The sequence below is a fragment of the Glutamicibacter sp. AOP12-B1-11 genome (assembly GCF_052379245.1).
Classification (GTDB): domain Bacteria; phylum Actinomycetota; class Actinomycetes; order Actinomycetales; family Micrococcaceae; genus Glutamicibacter.
Genome location: NZ_JBQSYL010000021.1, coordinates 44,713 through 65,344 on the forward strand (window position 1 = coordinate 44,713; position 20,632 = coordinate 65,344).

The window sequence follows — 20,632 nt, forward strand, 5'->3', positions numbered from 1 at the left end:
GCGAAAACTCTGGCGTTCCAACGAGCAAAGGGTTCTGCTGAAGTGATGAAATAAGGACTCTGAATGAACACTCGACATCAAATCATCAAATGCTTCGCCAAAGCCACGAAACGCGAAAAGGGAATTCTTCTGGACTATCTCCGCGCGCCCACCGGCTGATCCAGAGCCAACACCAGACACCGTCTGAGCGCAGAACACCAACGGATCACCGGCTAGATACCTACACCGTCCCGCGGCGCAGGGCCAGCGAGTATCAACTGGCGTCCTTCAGGATCCTGGAACGCATCTGGCCGCTCTGCGGGGATCCTTGCGGCAAATACCTCGCCGCAACAATCTCCGAGGACATCAAATGCCGTGAACGCTTCGATGAATTCGGAAAACTCTCCGTGCTACTCACCGACGAGGTGAAAGCGGAACTGCAGTGCATGTCAGCTGCCACGATGAATCGCCATCCGAAGCAGTTTCTCGATGCTAGATAGCCATTGTCTCTTTCCGCGACTAAGGCCGGCTCAATGCTCCGCTCGGAAATTAAAGTCCGCTGCTCAGGTACTCCAATGGAGCAAGAACCCGGATTCTTTGAAGTCGATACTGTCGCACTGCGAGCATAACCTCTAAGGCGAATATCTGTACTCCGTCACGCTCACCGACGTATTCGCTGGCTGGACGGTGATTATTGCGGTGAAGAACCGCGCCTACTGCAATGTGATGGCCGGCATCCAGAGCCTTGTAGCTGGTTTGCCGTGTCCGGTGACAGGGTTCGACTTCGATAACAGCGGCGGATTTATCAATGTGCCATTCATTGAATGAGCCGAAACGAACCACCTCGCGCTGACGCGGGCCAGACCGTATAAGCACAACGATAATGTGCATGTGGAGCAATGAAATAGTGGTTGGGTGCGCAAGCACGCTTTCAGGTTCCGGTATGAAACGCGGGAAGAAATGGCGTTACTCAATGAGCCTTGGGTGTTGGTTGACCAGCGGAAGAACCATTTGTTGCCCATGGTGAACGCCAGCGGGTATGGCACCGCGAGGTCAGGGCGCAGAAAGCGGACGCATAATGCTCCGCGTACCGCTTATCAACGGATTATCGAGCTGAAGGCTATGGATGAAAGGCATACGGCAGAGCTCGCAGCGCGCGAGTATTCTTTAAATCCGGCGCTCACCAGGCGGATCGCGGAGATTCAGGGGCAGCTAATTGCCCGCTCTAAGTTCCGTAGCAATGGAACTAGTAGTGAGTTTGGCGAGCAATTTAGTTGAGGCACGGGGTTAATTTTCGTAAGCATATTGACATGAGGCAAGGCGGGTCCCCATCATGAGCTGATTGGCGGCAAGGCCCCGTTGCGATGGAACCAATTGTGATGAATTCACTAGTCAGCGGAAAACTAGCGGCTTGCCTCAAGGTCAGGCGGCCTTATATTTCCAATCGCTCAGGCCATCTACACGGGCCAGCAGCGTAATATGGTCGACTGCTCATGCTGCTACTGGCATCTTCCAAGGCTTCAAATGCTTGATAGCTCGTAATCCTCAATCGGGCGCTTCATAAATGTTTGGCAGCGCTTCTGCACTCTTAGAGGTGCGAGCAGAGATAGACGCATTCTCTTGCGCCCCATAAAGGGGAACGCTGATCGAGTCGATCAGCGTTTGGATGTCCTGCACCTTTCCCTTCCAGTACCTTTCGACCTTTGGACGTGCAGCACTGGTTTCTGTTCCTGGGCCGTTGATCAACTCCACGTAATGGTCTCGACGACTGCACAAAGCGTTTTGCAGTTCCGTGGCCTGTTCGTCAGACAGGTGAATACTGAGTAGTGATCCGTTCACTTTTTCACGCTCCTAAGCTCTCGGGCCGGTGCTCAGCCCTAAAGCTGGGCACCGGCCCGTTCGACCCACTGCCGCTACCGAGTATGGTGGCCCTATGGGTGGGGATCTGTTCTTTTCTGGGAATCTGAAGGTCAGCACCTGAGTGCGATAGCCGAACTGCCGGTGGTACCAGCTAGGTATCATGTTCCTGCTACTCGACCGGTCTGAAGCCGAACCTAGTCCGCAACGCTTCGCCGTACTATGAACTGGTCGAGCCGATCACTGAGCTGTGCTAAGAAGTCCCTATCGTCCTCAGCGAGCAGTTCTTCCAGGTAAACGAGCAACGTTTCCATGGCACTGTTCCATCAGCTCTACCTGGTAATGGACTTCGTGGACTTTCCGCGCAGAATCTTGATCTTCCGCGGCTTGGCTGACTCGGCCAGACCAATGTCCAAACTCAGTACCCCGTCGGCGTAGTTCGCGCTGATGTTCTCCGTGTCCAGGTGCTCTCCAAGGATGAATTCCCGGCTGAAATGACCCCACACTCGTTCATTGCCCAAGACGTTGCGACGTCCTTCAGGCTTAGGACGTTGAGCTCTGATGGTCATGACGTTGCGTTCAATGGCCACGTCGATGGATTCCGGGTCAATTCCTGGGAGATCGATTTCCGCGTGGAATCCTTGTTCGTCGCGCCACGCATCCATGGGCATGGCATTGACGCGTTCGGGGCTGAGCTGGGTGTTGAAAGTCCGCTGGACCAGTCGGTCGAAATCGCGCAGGACATCATTTTGCATCATCATTGTTCTTCCTTTCCTCGGCAATGTTGCTGATGGTGCACTTGGAGCCAGATCCAAAATCTATCTCCAATGATGTAGATTTTATATCACATGAATATCAGATGGCGCAAGAAGAAAGATCAATTTTTTGGAAATTTCTAAAGCTCATGCCCTACCAGGTGAAGATAACTATTCGATCTCCTATGCGGCGGGTACGGTCGGGTTGAGTGTGCAGTCGTTGAGGCTCTATGAGTCACGGGGGTTGGTGGTTCCTCGGCGCACCAACGGAGGTACTCGAAAGTACTCGCGGGTGGATTTGGCGCGTATTGGAAGGATAGTTGAGCTGCTTGGTGAGGGGTTGAATTTGGCTGGAATAGAGAGAGTGCTGATCTTGGAAGAGGAGAACCGCCTTTTGCGCGCAAGGCTCTCGAAACGGTAGGGGCGTACCTGTCAGACGGGTTTGTCCCAGCGCAGGTATTCACGGCAATATTGCCTGTGCGCAAGTTGTATTTCGTGCTGACGCAATTGCGCACAGTTTATTCACGCTGCGTGCATACTATAGTCGCCTGGCGGCTCGTTCGCGCTTCGCGTGATCCACGCTTGGCGTGTTTTACCTTGCAGGAGAGCGTGGTTTGCGCCAGTATCGGGTCCAACAGCGAGCTCTCTACAGTCCCCGGGCTACCGCTACGCCAACCGCAATCCACGAGCGTTATGTGGCAGGACGCAGTGCGTCATAGCGAAGCGCGCCGCCCGCGAAGGCTGGACAAAACGGAATGCTTGCCACATCACGTGCGCACACCACAAGCTCTTCAATCAGGGCTAACTCGTACCCCTTCAGAAGAGCCGCACGTTCAAACGCAGGATGCTGCACTTCTGGACTGATGACTTGTTTATCCATTGAAACCCGGAGGGCTTAGCCCCTGATCTTGACCGAGCCACCAAACATATCTTTCACGGGCCAACCGTGCACCAAGGAAAAACCCGCCTAGCCGATGTCTCCATCTCTAAATATGAGTAGAGGGTACCCCCAGTGAATGGGGCACCCTCTGGATATAGCTTTTGAGAATCTAAGGCTGAGTTGCTCGAATCGCGTCAGTAATGGACGCACCAGGATGCTGACGGCGATATTCCTTCAGTTCCCGAGGATCAACCTTCTTCGTGATCTCCACGGAGGCATCATACTTCTCTCCGAAAAAGGCCCAGAGCATCACGCCACACGCCGCGAAAATCAAAGCAACAAAGATGTTGCTGAAGGCAAAATACGCCACCGCAGCAAGTGCAACGCACAGCAGGGTCAGAACAGGCCTAATATAATTCTTCATGGAACTCACTCTGAGTACACGCAGTTTTAATGGCAGCAATACCCAACAGCTCAGCTCCTAGAGCGGCTGCAGCTCCACCTAAAGCTTGAAGTTTCTCATAGGAGAAGCTAGCTCCCCTCTCGGTCAGGCTGTATGTGAGTCATCCAAGACCCACCACTGACAGAAGGAAACACCATGAGCACCATCGGCGTCACTCGCGAAGAAATCAGGGAATACGTCCACCAGTACAACCTCCAGCCCCACGGCACTCGCACCGTCTGGCTCACACAACAGCCCTTCTCCAAAGCCACGTTCTACCGATGGAACCGCCTTGTGTTCGAAGGCGACCTCGACCGCAACCTAGTTCCACGAGATCATGGAAGGATGAACACCACCCCGAGCCAACGTTCAGCCCTAGAATCAGCACGAGCCAAAGAACAAGCAGAACAGCAAGCTGAACTCGCTGCACTGCGTGAACGTGTCCGCCAGCTCGAAGGAACCAATGAGGCCCTGGGAAAAGCTATCGGGCTCTTGCACACGCTGAACGAGCAAGGGCCCGCCGCATCGAAGACGAACGAACAGAAGAATTCCTCGCCGCGGAAAACGAACTCGTCCGAACCTTAAAGAACCTGACGGGTTCGCAACGCCAGGCCTTGAAAATTTCCGGGATCTCCCGTTCAACCTGGCACTACCGAATCAGCCCACGACCGAAAACACCGAATCCTGTTCATCAAGCCGACCGCGCTTATTCAACTAGGATCAGCCCGGCTGATCGTGAACGCATCAAAGAGCGAATCCTTGCCGGCTGGGCTCGAGACAACTCTGTGGACCATTCCTTCGCCACGGCCTGGGATGAAGGCCTCATGCTCGGTTCCCGACGCGCGTGGTGGCGTATTGCCGCGCAGCTAGAAGAGCAGATGTTGCGGCCACAGGTACCAACCCGGAAACAAAACCGCAGGACGAGAGGGGAAAAACCTGTTTTGAAGGCCACCGGACCGGGACAGATCTGGAGCTGGGACATTACTGATCTGTATTCGCCATATAAGAACTGCGTGTTCAAGGCCTATTCGATCATGGATATTTTCTCCCGGCAGATCGTAGGTTACCGGGTGGAGGAGCGCGAAGCGGACCATATGGCCGTGGAGATGTTCGAGCAGGCCTTCAAGGACTATGATGTGCCGCAAGTGGTACACGCTGACTCGGGGCCTGCAATGAAGTCCAACGCGCTGAAAAACGCGTTAGAGGCCCGACATGTGCGGCTGAGCCATAACAGGCCCAATGTGTCTAATGACAATCCGTTCAGCGAATCGGGATTCCGTACGATGAAGTATCGCCCGGGATATCCAAAAGTCTTCGTCTCGGTTGAGGACGCTCGGGCTTACCTGAATGGGTATGTCCCTTGGTACAACTGTGAGACTTGTTCTAGCTGGTCTGGGACTGGCTGGCAGGATGGGTACCAGCCACTCCGTCTGATAGATGTGACTCATGGTACAACTGACCCGAAGGTGTCATCTTATGGACTTGTCCGTTTATCGAGTGTGGAGCGGCCGGTACCTGTCCGGCCCACCTCGGTAGCCTGATTAGAAGATTGTCCGCCCTTGCGGGGGCGTGACTCGTCACAGTTCTGTTCCGTAGTGATCCTACCCGGACTGGTACCGGCCGTTCACGGCTACCAACCAAGTCCAGCTCAGGAAAGTACAGTAACCGCATTGTCTATCGTCGCTTATAGCCACCCATTTGTCGTGGGTGTCGACACTCACGTACGCAACCACGTCTATGCCATTGTGAACGCCTCAAATGGAGCATTACTCGAAACCCGACAATTTCCCACCACAGGGTCAGGCATCAACAGGGCCATCAAATGGGTGGCTCGCCGCACCGAAGGCAATGCTGATAGGGGTGGCTTGTGAAAAAGTGGAATATCCGACGCTAAGGTCTTCTCGAGCGCCGTAGCGGCCTGTATTTGCCGGGTTTGATCTTGTTGGTGCGTGGCCAGGTGTAATCGCCGGTGAGGTTGATATGTTCCCACCCCAGGGGCGAGAGGAACCGCAGCAGCTCAGGGTCCGTGGCGTTACCCTCCTGATCCAAGGTGGTGATCGTTCGGTCGAGATAGACCGTGTTCCAGAGAACGATGGCCGCGGTGAGAAGATTCAGCCCCGAGGCCCGGTAGCGCTGCTGCTCAAAGGATCGATCGCGGATCTCTCCCAGACGGTTGAAGAACACCGCCCGGGCCAGGGTGTTCCTGGCCTCTCCCTTGTTCAACCCGGCCGTCACCTTGCGGCGCAGGTCGGGATCTTGGAGCCAGTCCAGCAGGAAGAGCGTTCGTTCCAATTTGCCCAGTTCCCGTAGCGCGGTGGCGAGCCCATTTTGGCGTGGATAGGCGCCGAGTTTGCGCATCATCAAGGATGCGGTCACGGTGCCGGTCTTGATGGATGTGGCCAGCCGGAGGATTTCATCCCAGTGCGCGGTGATGGTTTGCGTGTTGATGGTGCCGCCAATCAGCGGTGACAACGTCGACAACGTAGGATCGTTGGTGGGCGTGTAGAGACGGGTGTCGCCGATGTTTCGGATCCGGGGTGCGAACCGGTATCCAAGCAAGTGCATGAGGGCGAAAAGGTGGTCGGTGAACCCTGCGGTGTCGGTGTAGTGCTCCTGGATCGCCAGATCGGACTCGTGATACAGCAACCCATCCAAGACGTAGGTTGCGTCGCGGTCCCCGACATTGATGAGTTTGCTGTGGAAGGGCGAATATTTATCCGAGACGTGCGTGTAGATCATCCGCCCGGGCTCGGCCCCATATTTCGGGTTCACGTGCCCGGTGGATTCGGCATGGCTGCCGGCGCGGAAGCGTTGCCCGTCCGAGGACGAAGTGGTGCCATCGCCCCAGTGCGTACCGAAGGGGTGTGCGTGCTGGGCATTGACCAGCTCGGCCAGGGCAGCGCTGTAGGTTTCATCCCGGATATGGGAAGCCTGCTGGCGGTCCAATTGGGCGTAGGTGACGCCGGTGCATGACTCGGACATCTTGGTCAATCCCAGGTTGATTCCGTCGGCCAAGATTGCGGTGAGCAGCAGCTGCTTGTCCTTGGAGGGTTGGCCGGACTTGAGATTGGTGAAGTGGCGCGTGAACCCGGTCCAGCCGTCGACTTCCATCAACAGGTCGGTGATCCGGATTCGCGGGAACATGGCGCTGGCCTGATCGATCAAGGGCTGCGCGTGTTGTGGCACGATTGTCTCGAGCGGGGTGATCTTCACGCCGCTGGCGGTGATCAGCACCCCGGGCAGTTCATCCCGGGAGGCCAGGGTGTTGACTTGGTGTAGCCGTTCACTAAGCAGGGCGAGGCGATCCTGTAGGTAGTGTTCGCCACCGGTGGCCGTGGCCAGGGGCAGTTCCCCGGCACTCTTCATCAGCGTGTAGTCGGAGCCAGCCAGCAGGTAGTCATCGAAGTCGCGGAACTGCCGGGAACCGGTGACCCACATGTCTCCGGACCGCAGCGCATTCTTGAGCTCCGCAAGGGCGCAAAACTCGTAGAATCCACGGTCGGTGCCGTTCTCGGCGAAAACCAGAGGCTTCCACCGAGCCCGGATGAATGACGTGGGTGCATCTTCGGGGACCTTTCGGGCACCGGAGGTGTTCATGGTGCGGATGACTTTGATGGCAGCCAACAGGTCTTGCGCTGCGGGGGCTGCTTGGAGGTCAAGGACGGCAAGAAATGCCGGGGTGTAGCGGCGCAGAGTGGTGAAGTGGGCGCTGACGAGGGCGAGGTGGTCTTCGAGTGCGGGCCGGGTCAGTTCCTTGGCTTGGGCAATGCTATCGATCAAGGGTTCCCAGCCGATGGCTGTGTCGATCGCAGCGAAGGGGTCCTCGCCGTTATCCTTGGCTGCGATCAGGGTATCGCCGAGCTTGGAGTGCAGGCGCATCATGGCTGCGACGGTGGCACGGGAGGCCAGAGTGTTCTGGTTTTGTTTGTTCCGGGCGGTGCGAATGATCCGGCCAATAATTCGGTCGTGCAGATCGATGATTTCGTCGGTGACCGTTGCCATGCTTTCCACAGACATCGCGAACAGGGTCGCGTACCGGCGCCCAGGTTCGAACTTGGCCAGATCCGCCGCCGTCATCGAGGCACCCTCCCGGGCCAGCTTCAACAACCTGTTCCGATGCACCAGTTTGCCGGCGTCCCAGGGAAGGCAAAGCGCACGCCAGGCCGTGAGCCGGTCGATATGCTCATTCATCGCCCGTGCGTTGGGCCGCAGTGGTGCCTGGCGCAGCCAGCCGATTTCGGTCAGGGAACTATCGGTGCGGCGACGCAACAAACCATCCAGACGGCGCCGATGCTCGACGGAGAGGTGGCCGCCCAAGATGGCGTGGATTCGCCGATTCGCTTTGGTCAGGGCCTGCGCGCAGGCCCTTTCAAGGATCCCGACCCCGGGAGAGGCGATCTTCCTTGAGCGCAGGAAGTCCCGCGCGCCTTCGACCAAGACAATGCCCTTGTCTGTTTGCGCGGCAACCTCGCCCACGTGTTCCACGAGCTGGCGAAAATCCGCGATTCCGAACGCGGACATGCCCAGATACGCACGGATCTCTCTACCGTGTTCCTGCCGCGTTTCCCCACGTGTCCCATATTCGTCCCAGGCCTCGGCCGGGATAGCCAGGCGGGCCGCAAGCCAGTCGATCATTTCAGTGGGTACTTCGGTTTCGTCGGTCAGTGCGATACCCGGGTGCCGAAGCAGACAGAGCTGGATGGCAAAGCCCAACCGGTTGGCATCTGCGCGGCGTTGGCGAATCAACGACGTGTCCGCTTCGCTGAGTGTGTAGTGGGCAGCCAGGTCCTCGGTGCCGGTGGGGATTTCAAGGACTTGGCCGCGTTCGGCAGTCGTGAGCAGGGAACGCAGGGCCATGTCAGAAATCCTTGTTAGCTGGAAGGCCGCAATCTACGGACTTGTCCTGGTGCTGCTGCGGAGCACCATGCCCGCGAATCATGGTTTGGCCAGATGCCGGTAGATGGTGGGACGGCTGACGCCGAATTCCTGGGCGATGTGCTCGACGGTATGGGCACGTTTCCCGTCGGCATCCTTTTCCTCATACATTTCCCTTGCCAGCTTGACCTGGCGGGGACCGAGCTTTGGTTTCTGCCCACCGGTCCGTCCGCGTGCCCGGGCGGCGGCCAGCCCGTCGCGGGTTCGTTCGGACATCAGCGCGTGTTCGAACTCGGCGATCGAGCCGATGATCTGGAAAAACATCCGTCCGGCGGGTGAGGAGGTGTCGATTCCCTGATCCAGGACCACCAGGTCGACGCCGCGCTCCTGCAGCGTCTTGGACAGGTCTATGAGGTTTTCCAGCGACCGCCCGAGCCGGTCCAGCTTCGTGACAACGAGCTGATCGCCGGACCTGTTGGCCGAGAGTAGCGCTTTGTCGAGTTCGGGTCTGCGGGCGAGTTTCCCCGAGGCGGTGTCGAGGAACACCTGCTCGCAGCCGGCCGCGCGCAGGGCGTCGTGTTGGGCTTCGGGGTGCTGGTCGCGGGTTGAGACTCGTCCGTATCCGATTCGCATGCCCAAAATGTATCACCAACCCGGTTGAGCGTTACATTGGCGCGTACACGGCAAGCGTTACAAAATCGGCCCCGAGATTCCGCGGGCCACGAACTCGGAGGAGGAGTGTCTCGCTAACGATCGTTTCCAGACGCGTGGAAAATTAGTGCTGGATCGTCTGCCAATTCTTGAGCCATTCCCAGAGATTGAAAGTGGCAGTCGCACTCCCCTTGGGTTCAGGGATGGCAGCCCACTACCACTAATGATAATGAGTATCATTAGTGGTAGTCTGTGAAGCGTGAACACTTCTCCTCGAACTGCGCTGGACTCGCCGCGCCCCGCAGCTCCTTCCCCGCAACTCCCGTCGCACAGGCCCGCCGTCTGGCGGCGGCACGGCACCACGGCAATGCTGTCCGTCGGCATCGTGCTGGTTATCCTGTTCTCCGCGAGCACCGGGCCGCTGGCCACTAGCCTGCTGGAATCGGCGAAGATCATCGCCGGGCACCTGGTTCCGGGCATGGCATGGATGAGAGACGGCTCCATCACCGTCTCTCAGGACCAAGCCGTCTGGAACTTCCGCCTGCCGCGCACGCTGCTGGCAGGCGTTGCCGGGGCCTCCCTGGCCCTGGCAGGTGCGTTGTTACAGACCAACGTCCGCAACCCGCTGGCCGAGCCCTACATCCTGGGCGTCTCAGCAGGCGCCGGGGTCGGCGCGGTGCTGGCCATCGTGGCGGGATCCACCGCCGTGGCCGGGCTCAGCCTGAACGCCGCGGCCTTCCTGGGTGCCGCCGGCGCCACGGTGCTGGTGTACCTGCTGGCGAAGCAGGGCGGGGTGATCGCACCCTCCCGGTTGATCCTGGCCGGCGTGGCTCTCGGCTCACTGCTGGCTGCAATCACCAACTTCCTGACCATCACCACCGAGGCGCAGAACGTCTACAGCGTGCTGTTCTTCCTGCTCGGCAGCGTTTCCGCTGCCAGCTACGCCCAGCTGGTGTTGCCCGGAATCGCACTGGCATTGGTAGCGACCTACGCGATGACCCGCTCCCGGGCACTGAACGCCATGCTGGCCGGGGACGAGACGGCGATCGCGCTGGGCGTGAACATTACCTCCATGCGCCGGACGCTGCTGCTGTCCACAGCCCTGCTGACCGCCACCACTGTGGCGGTGTGCGGCGGGATCGGCTTCGTGGGGCTGGTGGTCCCGCATGCGGTGCGCATGATCGTAGGCTCGGACCACCGCCGGATGCTGCCGCTGGTGATCCTCGGCGGCGCATTCTTCCTGATGCTCACCGACCTGCTGGCCCGCACCGTGGCCCAACCTGCTGAGATCCCGCTGGGCATCCTCACAGCTGCAGTCGGAGCCCCTTTCTTCCTCTGGCTCATGCGCACCTCCGGCGCCGGCGCGGCGGGGGTGAACCAGTGAACGTCTCCTTTGAAAACGTCAGCGTCGAGATCGGCGGCCGGAGGATCGTGGACAACGTGTCTCTGGCGGTTCCATCCGGCACGGTGCTGGGCATCCTTGGCCCCAACGGCTGCGGCAAGTCGACGCTGCTGCGCACCCTGTACCGCGCCCAAAAGCCCTCCTCGGGTGTCGTACGCGTGGGCGGGGACGATGTCAGGAACCTGGACGGACGCGAGGTGGCTCGGCGGATCGCCGTCATGGCTCAGGAGTCCACCCAGGAATTCCCGATCACGGTCCGGGAGATGGCGATGCTGGGCCGGGTGCCGCACCAGCGCGGCTTCGGCGCCGACTCGGCCGCGGACGTCGAGCTCGTCGACACAGCCCTTCGCGAGGTAGGTGCCGCACACCTGGCCACCCGCTACTTCACCGGGCTCTCGGGAGGGGAAAAGCAGCGTGTGCTGCTGGCCCGGACCCTGGTGCAGCAGACCCCGCTGCTGGTGCTTGACGAACCCACCAACCACCTAGACATCGCCTTCCAGCTCGAACTCATGTCCTTGGCCACTTCCCGCGGACTCACGGTGCTCACCGCCCTGCATGACATGAACCTGGTTACCGAATTCTGCGACCACGTGGCCCTGCTGCGGGGAGGGGAATTGCAGGCCATTGGCCGCCCGGACGAGGTGCTGGATGAAAACGCCATCCGCACCGGATTCGGCGTGGACTCGGCCCGGATCGAGCACCCGATCACCGGCAGGCCGCTGATCGCCGTCGCCCGACTCACCCCGGGGGCACTAGAACAAGCCATCCACCACACCGAACCACTCAAGGAACACGCATGAACAACAAATCCCTGTTTCTCATTTCCGGCCTGATACTGGGCGGCACGCTGCTGGCCGGCTGCGGCCAGTCCGTCTCCGCCTCCGCTCCGGCACCAGCCGCGGACTCCGCGAAGACCATTGAAAACTGCGGCCGTACGCTGGACTTTGCCGGAGTGCCGCAGCGCGCGGTGGCGATGACCCCTGGCCAGTCCGAGATGCTGGTGCGCCTGGGGCAGGCGGAGAAGGTCGTGGCCGAGGCCCAGACCAAAGGCGGGGCACTGATGCCGGAACTCGCGAACCTCGGCATCGCCACGCAGCTGACCGAACAGGGGCCGCCCTCGAGGGAGGTGCTGCTGGGCGTTGCCCCGGACCTGGTCTATGCGCCCACCAGCTACGAGTTCACCGCCGAGCAGGGTTTCGCAAGCATCGACCAGCTCGAGGCGGCAGGCGCGCAGTCCTACATTGCCACGGCCGGCTGCGCGGAGCGCCGCGGCACCGCCGAGGTGGCAGACCTGCTCACCGACATCGAAAACCTGGGCAAGGTCTTCGAAGCACCGGATCAGGCAGCGGCCCTGGCTGCCGAGGCAAGGGACGTGCTGGATGACGTCGCGCAGCGGGTCGCCACAGTCGAGAAGCCGTCCGTGGCCGAGCTCTTCGTTGAGGGCAACACCGTTTCGGCCATCGGTGCGGGCATCGAGTACAACATGATTGAGATCGCCGGGGGCGAGAACGTATTCAGCCCCGATGACAAGGCATTCGCCCAGTTCTTCTCCTCGGTCATTTCCCCCGAGACACTGGTGGCCAAGAATCCGGAGGTCATCGTGTTCACCACTCTTGATCAGGCCCACGAGAAGGCAACCCGCGATTTCCTGCACACTAGGTTCCCGCAGCTGGACGCCGTAAAGAACGACCGCCTGGTGGCCATCGACTCCAGCGACGTCATGCCGGGCTCCTGGGGCAACATCCATGCGGTGCAGCAGATCGCCCAGGGACTGCACCCCGAGGCGTTCTAGATTCCGCAGCACCACCCAAAATGCCTTCGGGGCCAACCAAGTGGCTGGCCCCGAAGGCATTCGCGTCTCCCAATGCTCCGATGCTCCCGATGCCGGTGCTAGGTGGGCTGGGCCTGGGGCGCGCGGTGCAGGTCCGCCAGCTCGACACGGCGGTCGCAACGGGCCAGCGTCGATTCCCGGTGCGAAATCGTCACGACGGTCATGTCCCCGGCCAGCTGCTCCACAGCATCAAGCAAAAGTGCTTCGGTGGCGGCGTCCAGGGATGCGGTGGTCTCATCCAACACCAGCACGCTGGGGTCCAATAGCAACGCCCTGGCCAGCGCCATGCGGGCACGCTCTCCTCCCGAAACACCGGCCCCGGCCTCGCCGATGACCGTGTGGACGCCCTCTGGCCAGCGCCCGGCCTCCAGCCGGAGCCCGGCACGTCCCAGGGCATCCAGGGCCAATCCCTCGGTGGCCCCGGGGACTGCCAGCTGCATGTTTTCCAACAAGGTCCCGTGGAAGATCGTGGCGTCCTGCTCCACCAGGGTTACCAGCGAGCGGAAGTCGTGGAGGTCAATGGAAGCCACGTCCACGGCCGCACCGATGCGCGGAACCAGCCCGATGCTGCCGGCATCCGGGGACCACAAGCGCACCAGAAGACGCGCCAGGGTGGTCTTTCCGGATCCCGAGCGGCCCGAGATGCCCAAGTGCTCCCCGGGGGCCACCGAAAGCCAGGTGGGTTCCAGCACCGGGGTGCCGTCGCCGTAGGAGAAACACGCGCCGCGCACCTCGATGCCCAGCGGTCCCGACGGGGCGAAGGCAAGCGTCGGGGCTGCGTTCGGGCCCTCGGCAGGCATGGCGATTCCCTCCAGCACCCGCGCCGCGCTGGCACGGTGGGGCTGTAATTGGGTGAGCACCGCAACGGCCTCCATCAGCGGGGAGAGCAGCGTGAGCGTTCCAGCGACCAGGGCCGGGATCCACAACCTATCCAGTCCGGGCTGGTTCCAGGCCGCGAGGAAGACGGCGACCACGATGCCCAGCGAGCAGAGTTCGCGCACGCTGGCGGCGGCGGCTTCACGTGACTTGAGCCGCCGTTCGGCCCGGGCCACGGTCCGCGTTGCCGCCGCGAGCTGCCACTGGACCTGTGCCTGTAGCCCGAACCCGAGGATTTCCCGGGAACCGGCGAGCAGGTCAACTGCCAAGGCAGACTGATCGGATTTGGCCCGCTGCACTTCCTCGCCCAGCCGGACGTTGGCGCGCTGCCAGGGAAGGGTGAGCAGCACCAAGGCTGCAAGTCCCACCACCAGCCCGGCGGCCAGCGCCACGTCGATCCGCAGCAGCACCGCGGTTCCACCCAGCAACAGCACCACGGCCGAGGCCAACTGGGTCAGTGTGTGTGCGTAGAAGAACTCGAGCTTTTCCGTGTCCCCCATGGCGGTGGCTGCGAGCCGCCCGGTGTGCTGTCCGGCTTTGCGCGAAGGCACCCCGCGGGAAAACCCGTCAAAGAGCGCCATGCGCAACGCCGCGAGCACCCGGTATGCAATCGAGTGCGACAAATCCATCTCATGCCAGGTGAGCACCGCGCGCAGCAGCACCGCCACTGCGGCGGCGATCCACCATCGTGTGGACGCCAGCTGCCCCTCGACAAGGGCCAGTGTGACCGCATAGGACCCGGCCACCGCCAGGAAGACCAGGGCCAGGTTGTTCGCCAGGCCCACCACCCCTGTCCAGGCCAAGGCCAGGCGATGGGCGGACAGGTGCGGAAGGAGACCCCACAGGGGATCGTCCCGACGCCACGTCGTGTCGGTGTTCTGCGGGTTCATGGTCCCTCCGGGGATATGGTCGTGACGGTTTCGCTCAGGGTGCCCTCGCGCAGATGCAGTACGGTATCGGCGGCATCCAGGGCCTCGGTGCGGTGGGCGATCATCACCACGATGCGGTGTCGGGCCTCGGCGCGCAGTGAATCCATGAGCTTGCCGGCCAGCCCCGGGTTCAGCGCCGAGGTGGGTTCATCGAGCAGCAGTACCGGGCGGTCGGCCAGGATGGCGCGGGCGACGGCGAGGCGCTGGAGCTGGCCGCCGGAGAGCGAGTGTCCGGCCTCGGCCAAGACGGTGTCCAACCCAAGAGGCCAGGACTCGAGCTCGGTGCCCAGCCCTGCCGAGGCCAGTGCGTTGCGCATCGTCTCGTCGTACACCCCGGGCCGCACCGCGGCAAGGTTTGCCCGGATGGTGCCGGGGAACAGGTAGCTGTGCTGGGAAACCACGCTCACGTCATCCGGTTGCAGGGGCCGCCCGTCCAGCAGGCATTGGCCCTCGGCGGGCAGAAACCCGAGCATGATGTCGAAGAGCGTGCTTTTCCCTGCGCCCGAGGGACCGGCCAGGGCAGTGATCCCGCCGCGGCGAATGCTGGCGGTGGCCCCGTGCATCACCCAGGGAGATTCGGGTCCGTAGCGGAAGGACACGTTCTCTAGCGTCAGGGTGTGGCCGTGGCGCCGCCGATCACCGGCCGCGGCGCCGTTCGCCGCTGCGGCATCGGCCCGGGGCTCGGAGGGTGTTGCACCCTCGGCGCCGATCGCCGCATCGATGCTACCCAGGGCGGAGATGCCCAGGTATCCGGAGTGCCACTGGCGGGCCAGGTCGCGGACGGGCCTAAAGACCTCCGAGGCGAGCATGAGCGTGAAAAAGGTGAGGGCCGGGGAGGTGCCGAGCCCCGCGGGCAGCACCCCGAGGACATCCAGGGCGGTCAGTGCCGCGGCGGCCAGCAAGCCGGCCTGGATCCCGAGGTCGGCCAGTGCGGTGTCGGCCAGCGACACCCGCATGGTGGCTACGGTGGCGCGGTGCAGCGCCTCGGAACGTTCGTCCAGCCGGGCCCGGAAGCGCGGGAGTGCATCGAGGATCTTCAGCGTGCGCATGCCCTGCAGCGCCTCAAGGAAGTCGGCACTCAACGCCTCGTAGGAATCCCAGTGCATGGCGCCGCGCCGGGCCAGGAGCCGGCCCCACAGCCGCGGGGCACCCACTGCAACCACGACGGCGGCCAGCAGCGCCGCAGCGAGCATCGGGTTAAGTATTGCCACTGCGGCCAGCAGGATCGGGCACAGGATCTGCAGCTGCAGTGCATGCGGGATGTAGGCGGTGACGTATGGTTCCACGCCGTCGGCCCCCTCGCTCAGGGCCAGGCGGCGCGCCCCGCTGCGCTCGGTGTTGTCACGCAAGCGCTCCGGACGCAGTAGCGCCGCGGCCAGGGTGGCGCGCAATTCCAGGCGCACCGCGGTGCCCAGTCCGCTAGCCAGCCGGGTCTGGACTTGCTGCAGTGCAGCCCGCAGCAGCCCGCAGCCGAACACGGCCAGCAGGTCCCGAACCACCTGCGCCGCTGAGTGCCCCTGGCCGGGCAGCAGCCCGGCCAGCGCGCCGGCCAGGAACCATGCCTGCACCCAATAGCTGGCGGAGCCCAGGCACACGATGGCGGTGAGCGCGTTCAGTCTCCGGTTGTGGCCGCGGGTCAGGGCCTTCAGGCGCTTATTGACCAACATGGGTGTTTCCTTCCGATCTCTGTGCCCGGAAACCGAGCGCGTGCAGCGTGATGAACCCGTCCCGGGTCCCAGTCCAGCCGGCTACTGGCCGGAAAGTGTGTTCCCGGCCGGTAGCCAGGGAAGAATAGAGCAGGTGCGCGGCGGCACCGGCGGCCCACCACATGGCCGCTTCGTCGGGTGCCGCGCGGGTGCGAAGGAGCAGTATCCCGTCCAACGAGTGGACCCATTCCTGTCCCGCGCATTCAAGGTGCAACCCCCTTTTGGCAATGTCTTCCTGGCCAAGGACCACGACGTCGCACCCGGCAGGTGCCGGCAGCGGGAAGGCTCCCAACAGCCGTCGCCACACGCCCCAAGGTACCCGGCGCACCGGGTGCGCGAGATTGGAAATCGGCGAGTGAATCGGCAAGCTACGCCGACGCAACAGCTCAACCGTCCCGAGCACCGCCCCTGGCGTCAGGTCGTATGCGTGCTCGGGGTGGCGGAGCCCCGGTCCGGCTGCCCAGTGCTCCACCGAAGCAACGGTGCGTGGTTGCCGCTGCGGGCATGGCTGCGGCCGACCGGCAGGCCCCGCGGCAGCCATGCCCCACTGGGCCAGGCTCGGCAGTTCATCCCCGGCGCCAACAGCCAGGGCAGTCAAGGCCAGCTCCGGTGCGGTGTCCGGCCAGCGCCCTTGCCACGCGGCGTAGTCCGGCAGCCTGGCGACGGCAGCCAGGGTTGCTGGGTCGGCAGTGAGCCACCGGCTCTTCAGCCCGCGGGAGGCCGCATGGCGGGACACACCCAGAAGCGCATAGGCGGTGTCAGCCAGCAGCAGCGGTAAGGCACGGTGGTGGTATCTGGCCGCGGTGCGCTGCGGCAGCACGCTGAAAACGAGGATGGCGCCGGCCATGGCGGGCGCGGCAGCGGTGCGGCGGTGCGTGGTGGAATCCTCCGCGTTGTAGGCGTGGATTCCCGGCGGCACGTCGCAGCCGGTGCCGCAGAGCAGATGCACCTGTACCGGATAACACGCCCCGGCCGAAGGGATCGCTCGTTGCGGGATGGTCCCCGGTGCCCCGGTGGCGGGATTCGTGTGCACACCGCGGGCTCTCCAGAGCGTGTCGAGAACCTCGGCGATCGGCACCGAGGCGTCGGCAACCGCGTGGTTTGCGCCAGCGGGGGTACCCCAGGTGTTCTGGCGGGGTCCTGGGTGCGTCATGGATCCCGGCATGTGCTCGGACCAGGCGGCGGTGAATTCCCGGCCGTGGTGCGGATTGCTATCGGGTGTCATGGTTCCTACATGTGTGGTGGCGGGGCGAGGGTGAAATCCCCCGGGGCTACCGGCGGCACGTCCCGCCAGCCGCGGGACACGGCGGCTCCGGCGACACGGGGACTCCCCAGGTAGGCGAAGGCAGCAGGGGCGTTGGGCACCAGCCCGCCGACAACGACCCTCACCACGCTCAAGCCAGTCAGAGCAACGTCCTCGGTGGTCAGCTCTCGGGTATAGACCTGGTGCCCGGCGCGGGCCAAGCGCCGGTGGACCTCTTCCATGGGCACGCCGGCCACTGTCTCGATGTCCACCAGCCCGCCGGCCGGTGCAATGAAGCGCTCGGCCAGGTCGTGCATCTTCGGATCGAGCCAGACCTGCACGTGGGCCCCGAGGTCCCGGACGGCCTCGAACTGCTCGCCGGCGTCTTGCAGGTAGCGACGGTCCGCCCGGTGTTCCAGATAGAGGCCGCGGGCCATGAGCCCGGCCTCGACCGCCTGGAAAACCCAGCCGTCCGCGTCGGTGGTGCCCTGGGTGTAAATCCACGTGTGGAACGCCTCCAACACCGCCTTGCGGGCGGCCTCGGCTGGATCGTTCTTGCAGGAGAATCCTGCGGCATAGAGCCCGGTGTCCGGGTCGTAGACCAGTGCGGCCATGGCCGGAGCGAATTCGCTGGGCATTTCCACTACCCAGTATTGAAGTCGGCAGCCTTCCATGTCCTGGGCCAGTCCGGGGATCGAGTCGGTGCGGATGCCCCGGGTGGGGCCATCGAGATGCCACCACAATTCCAGGGCGTCGCGTTCCACGGTTTCCAGCAGGGCTCGGTCCCGCGCGTCGGCGAAGCCCTGCCCGGTGGCGATTCCGGCGTAGTTGAGGTGGTGGATCCTTGGCAGCGCGGCGAAGCGCCGTTGCCGCCAGTTCAGGTAGACCAGGCTGGCGGGCAGCCAGACCTCTTGCCCGTCGACGTGCCGGCGGCAGGAGGTCCAAAGTGTTTCGGTGTCGTCGTCCATGTTCTGGTACGGAAAGTCGGGGCGTCCCAGCTGCCAGGGGGCAAATCGGGGCAGCTCGTTCAGCGGGACGATACGGTGCCCGGCGGCACTTGCCTGCCGGGCGTTGCCGATGAAGTGCTCGGCGTCAGGGACGTCCGCCGGGATGAAGTTTCCGCAGTAGCGTTCCATGCCCTCGGCCACCGCCGCGATCCAGGCCTGGCGTTCATCGCCGAAGGTGGTGCCCAGTGACACGCGGTCGGCGGGCCAGTCGCCCAGCCAGCGGGCGTCGGAGACCTCGGCGGTCATGGAGGTGTAGGCGGGCGGCGCGTGCTCGGGGGTGAGCACCGAGCGGACCCGGCGGATGATTCCGGTCTGTTCATCCACCAGGGTGTGCAGCGGCAACAGGCCAAGGTGTTCGGCTGTGGTCATGAGGATGATTCACATTCTGTTCGTACGGATGGATTGGTCGTGGCGCGCAGCCGCGTTCGGTCGGACGGTTCCCAGGGATCGGTGTCGTCGTGGAACGGGTTGAATTCACGGGTGAACGGGCGAACATCGGGACGGTCAAGGAATTCCTGGACCCGGTCTATGAGTCCTCCGTGGCGGCGCAGCGAGGACGCGGCGGCAGGGTCCAGGTCGCCGGTGAGCCGGTGTCCCCATGGGCCGGTGAGGAATCCGGTGTTGCCGGAGTCCCACGCAGCGGCCAGTTCAAGGGCCTCGTGGGCAAAGAAGTCCCGGTGCCCGGAAACCACCAACAGAGCCGCTTGGCAGCTTCCATAGCGGGTGGCGAGGTCCAGTTTTGGCGCCTTCCACAGCCTGTCCCATTGGCCGGGGGCTTCCGCCCCGTAGATCTTCTCGGGCATCGCGTGGGCCAACCCGCGTTCCCTGGCCTCGTGGCACCGGCGTTCAAGGTCGGGACTGGCCAGCGGCGCCCGCGATTCGGCAGCGAAACCGTGCATGTGCCACCAGCCGATCCGGTCGCGCAGGCGCGGAGACCCGTCCGGGTTCCTGGCGGTCTCAAAGAGTCCAAGGGCAGGGACCAGGGCGACCACGGCGGCGGCGCGCAACTGGTTCCCGTCGATTTCGAGGCGGCGGGCAGTCTCCAATGCGCAATGGGCATCATAGGAGGCACCGGCCAAGAACAACGGCCCGTTCAGCAGTCCCTCGCGCTCCAGGAATCGCGCGGTTTCCGCACCGTCCTGGCCCTCGGTCGCGTAGGGCCGCCACGTTCCGGTGGAACCGTAACGGCCGCGTACATCCTGGACGAGCACGTCATGGCCTTGGGCCTGCCATGCGCCTGCCTGGGCCCGATATTGCCGCCGATCATACGGCGTGCGGATCAACACCGTTCCCCGGGCCGTGTCGTGGACGGAGCGATGGTGGTCGCCAGCCAGCACGGTGCCGTCACCCAGTGCGATGTTCAGTCTCTGGGGTGAGGTGCGGGATCTGGGATTCATCGCCGTCGACCGGGATTTTCTGCCGGTTCGGCAAATCCGAGGACCGGATGTTGGCTGCTGCACAGCGTCCGGGTGTCGAGCCGCCAGAGGTTGCGCCGCAGTGCGGCAAGCTCGTCCGTGTCGTATTGCCATGCGGCGACCATGGACCGGATCCGTGCGCCAAGGAATTGGGTGGCAAGTGCGGGTAGGCCTTCGAGGGTTCCATCAGCGGGCCGTGCGGTCCCAAGCCAAACGTCCAGTTCTTCAGCGGCAACCGAGGCAGCCAGCCGGCGGCGCAGCACCTGTGAACCACTTGGGTCACCCGGGGCTAGTGCGAGTGGATCCACAAAGAGGATCTCTCCCTCGCGGTAGCACCGCAGCACGGCGGTGCCGCTGTCCGGCAGCGCGTCCAGGAGGCTACGCTCCGCCGGGGTGGTTGCCACCTGGACAACCAGGCCATGCGCCGCCACCGGTGTTCCACCGTCGTCGATGTCCTGAATGTCGAGCCCAGTCAGAGCAGTGTGGACAGACTCCCACCCGATCGTAGGGCACAGCACGGCGAGGCGTTCTCTCCCGGGGTGCGGACGCATTCTCTGGACTGCGCGGGCTTCCAGCTGTTGGCCTATTTGGCCGCGAATGGGATCCAGCATGCGCGCCGGTGCCCCGGTGGGCGTCTGCACGCGTAGGAATGTGCCGTCGGAGGAACGCACCGTGGTGTGTCCACGGAGTTCGAAATCATCTATGGCCGGGCTACTCATGGGTCCTTTCAAAATGTTGGCTCGCGGGCGCGGCACTGCGGGGTGGATGCCAGACATCCACCCCG

The 20,632-nt window shown here is 63.0% G+C and carries 20 protein-coding genes and 1 pseudogene; 9 read left to right on the plus strand and 12 right to left on the minus strand.

Annotated elements, in window-relative coordinates; genetic code table 11:
• Positions 1–89 precede the first annotated feature (89 nt).
• Both ACT3UQ_RS13250 and ACT3UQ_RS13255 read left to right on the plus strand, forming a co-directional pair.
• Positions 90–479: a hypothetical protein gene (locus ACT3UQ_RS13250; RefSeq protein WP_255248502.1), complete on the plus strand. Its 390-nt coding sequence runs from the start codon at positions 90–92 to the stop codon at positions 477–479.
• Positions 480–894: 415 nt separating this feature from the next.
• Positions 895–1,257 carry an integrase catalytic region gene (locus ACT3UQ_RS13255; RefSeq protein WP_255248503.1) on the plus strand — a complete coding sequence of 121 codons (363 nt, stop codon included), beginning with the start codon at positions 895–897 and terminating at the stop codon, positions 1,255–1,257.
• Between the two features lie 267 nt (positions 1,258–1,524).
• Here ACT3UQ_RS13255 and ACT3UQ_RS13260 read toward each other — a convergent pair whose 3' ends face one another.
• Positions 1,525–1,818: a hypothetical protein gene (locus ACT3UQ_RS13260; protein ID WP_096287963.1), complete on the minus strand. Its 294-nt coding sequence runs from the start codon at positions 1,816–1,818 to the stop codon at positions 1,525–1,527.
• A gap of 350 nt (positions 1,819–2,168) precedes the next feature.
• Complete coding sequence (locus ACT3UQ_RS13265; RefSeq protein ID WP_096254729.1) at positions 2,169–2,597, minus strand: Hsp20/alpha crystallin family protein; 429 nt, start codon at positions 2,595–2,597, stop codon at positions 2,169–2,171.
• A 124-nt stretch (positions 2,598–2,721) separates the two neighbouring features.
• Between ACT3UQ_RS13265 and ACT3UQ_RS13270 the strand changes: the two genes are divergently transcribed.
• A complete protein-coding gene (locus ACT3UQ_RS13270; protein WP_255248504.1) occupies positions 2,722–3,012 on the plus strand; it encodes a MerR family transcriptional regulator in 291 nt (96 codons plus the stop codon).
• Between the two features lie 270 nt (positions 3,013–3,282).
• On the opposite strand, the gene ACT3UQ_RS13275 is transcribed toward ACT3UQ_RS13270, so the two are convergent.
• Complete coding sequence (locus ACT3UQ_RS13275; RefSeq protein ID WP_141393581.1) at positions 3,283–3,471, minus strand: hypothetical protein; 189 nt, start codon at positions 3,469–3,471, stop codon at positions 3,283–3,285.
• Positions 3,472–3,640: 169 nt separating this feature from the next.
• On the minus strand, positions 3,641–3,895 hold the full coding sequence (locus ACT3UQ_RS13280) for a hypothetical protein (protein ID WP_096254727.1): 255 nt from the start codon (positions 3,893–3,895) through the stop codon (positions 3,641–3,643).
• Between the two features lie 174 nt (positions 3,896–4,069).
• Between ACT3UQ_RS13280 and ACT3UQ_RS13285 the strand changes: the two genes are divergently transcribed.
• The 3 genes and pseudogenes from ACT3UQ_RS13285 to ACT3UQ_RS13295 all read left to right on the plus strand — a co-directional run.
• Entirely contained in the window at positions 4,070–4,498 is a 429-nt protein-coding gene (locus ACT3UQ_RS13285; RefSeq protein WP_443438985.1) for a hypothetical protein, read from the plus strand.
• A 29-nt stretch (positions 4,499–4,527) separates the two neighbouring features.
• A complete protein-coding gene (locus ACT3UQ_RS13290; protein ID WP_141393582.1) occupies positions 4,528–5,454 on the plus strand; it encodes a DDE-type integrase/transposase/recombinase in 927 nt (308 codons plus the stop codon).
• 69 nt (positions 5,455–5,523) lie between these two features.
• Positions 5,524–5,754, plus strand: a pseudogene (locus ACT3UQ_RS13295) (hypothetical protein); the annotation flags it as partial.
• Positions 5,755–5,803: 49 nt separating this feature from the next.
• On the opposite strand, the gene ACT3UQ_RS13300 reads toward ACT3UQ_RS13295, so the two are convergent.
• Both ACT3UQ_RS13300 and ACT3UQ_RS13305 read right to left on the minus strand, forming a co-directional pair.
• Positions 5,804–8,770 (minus strand): Tn3 family transposase, encoded by a 2,967-nt coding sequence (locus ACT3UQ_RS13300; protein ID WP_346060390.1) that lies wholly within the window; start codon positions 8,768–8,770, stop codon positions 5,804–5,806.
• A 78-nt stretch (positions 8,771–8,848) separates the two neighbouring features.
• The gene (locus ACT3UQ_RS13305; protein WP_096287908.1) at positions 8,849–9,421 is read right to left on the minus strand and encodes a recombinase family protein; all 573 of its coding nucleotides are present in this window, start codon (positions 9,419–9,421) and stop codon (positions 8,849–8,851) included.
• A gap of 277 nt (positions 9,422–9,698) precedes the next feature.
• Here ACT3UQ_RS13305 and ACT3UQ_RS13310 point away from each other — a divergent pair, with 277 nt between their 5' ends.
• Genes ACT3UQ_RS13310 through ACT3UQ_RS13320 form a run of 3 tightly spaced genes read left to right on the plus strand, consistent with a single transcriptional unit; the run spans position 9,699 to position 12,633 of the window.
• The gene (locus tag ACT3UQ_RS13310; RefSeq protein ID WP_255248500.1) at positions 9,699–10,823 is read left to right on the plus strand and encodes a FecCD family ABC transporter permease; all 1,125 of its coding nucleotides are present in this window, start codon (positions 9,699–9,701) and stop codon (positions 10,821–10,823) included.
• The gene (locus tag ACT3UQ_RS13315; RefSeq protein ID WP_096287913.1) at positions 10,820–11,641 is read left to right on the plus strand and encodes an ABC transporter ATP-binding protein; all 822 of its coding nucleotides are present in this window, start codon (positions 10,820–10,822) and stop codon (positions 11,639–11,641) included. The genes ACT3UQ_RS13310 and ACT3UQ_RS13315 overlap by 4 nt, the downstream gene beginning before the upstream one ends.
• The gene (locus ACT3UQ_RS13320; RefSeq protein ID WP_096287915.1) at positions 11,638–12,633 is read left to right on the plus strand and encodes an ABC transporter substrate-binding protein; all 996 of its coding nucleotides are present in this window, start codon (positions 11,638–11,640) and stop codon (positions 12,631–12,633) included. Before ACT3UQ_RS13315 ends, ACT3UQ_RS13320 begins: the two co-directional genes overlap by 4 nt.
• 98 nt (positions 12,634–12,731) lie before the next feature.
• On the opposite strand, the gene ACT3UQ_RS13325 is transcribed toward ACT3UQ_RS13320, so the two are convergent.
• The 6 genes from ACT3UQ_RS13325 to ACT3UQ_RS13350 are packed head-to-tail and all read right to left on the minus strand — an operon-like array spanning position 12,732 to position 20,567.
• Positions 12,732–14,438, minus strand: coding sequence for an ABC transporter ATP-binding protein (locus tag ACT3UQ_RS13325; RefSeq protein WP_096287917.1), 1,707 nt, complete (start codon positions 14,436–14,438; stop codon positions 12,732–12,734).
• Entirely contained in the window at positions 14,435–16,144 is a 1,710-nt protein-coding gene (locus ACT3UQ_RS13330) for an ABC transporter ATP-binding protein/permease (RefSeq protein WP_096287919.1), read from the minus strand. Before ACT3UQ_RS13330 ends, ACT3UQ_RS13325 begins: the two co-directional genes overlap by 4 nt.
• Positions 16,131–17,408 (minus strand): hypothetical protein, encoded by a 1,278-nt coding sequence (locus ACT3UQ_RS13335; RefSeq protein WP_096287921.1) that lies wholly within the window; start codon positions 17,406–17,408, stop codon positions 16,131–16,133. The genes ACT3UQ_RS13330 and ACT3UQ_RS13335 overlap by 14 nt, the downstream gene beginning before the upstream one ends.
• 5 nt (positions 17,409–17,413) lie before the next feature.
• Positions 17,414–18,802, minus strand: coding sequence for a YcaO-like family protein (locus tag ACT3UQ_RS13340; RefSeq protein WP_444637286.1), 1,389 nt, complete (start codon positions 18,800–18,802; stop codon positions 17,414–17,416).
• Positions 18,799–19,830 carry a CocE/NonD family hydrolase gene (locus tag ACT3UQ_RS13345; RefSeq protein ID WP_444637287.1) on the minus strand — a complete coding sequence of 344 codons (1,032 nt, stop codon included), beginning with the start codon at positions 19,828–19,830 and terminating at the stop codon, positions 18,799–18,801. The genes ACT3UQ_RS13340 and ACT3UQ_RS13345 overlap by 4 nt, the downstream gene beginning before the upstream one ends.
• Entirely contained in the window at positions 19,827–20,567 is a 741-nt protein-coding gene (locus ACT3UQ_RS13350) for a hypothetical protein (protein WP_176484244.1), read from the minus strand. Before ACT3UQ_RS13350 ends, ACT3UQ_RS13345 begins: the two co-directional genes overlap by 4 nt.
• Between the last annotated feature and the right edge of the window lie 65 nt (positions 20,568–20,632).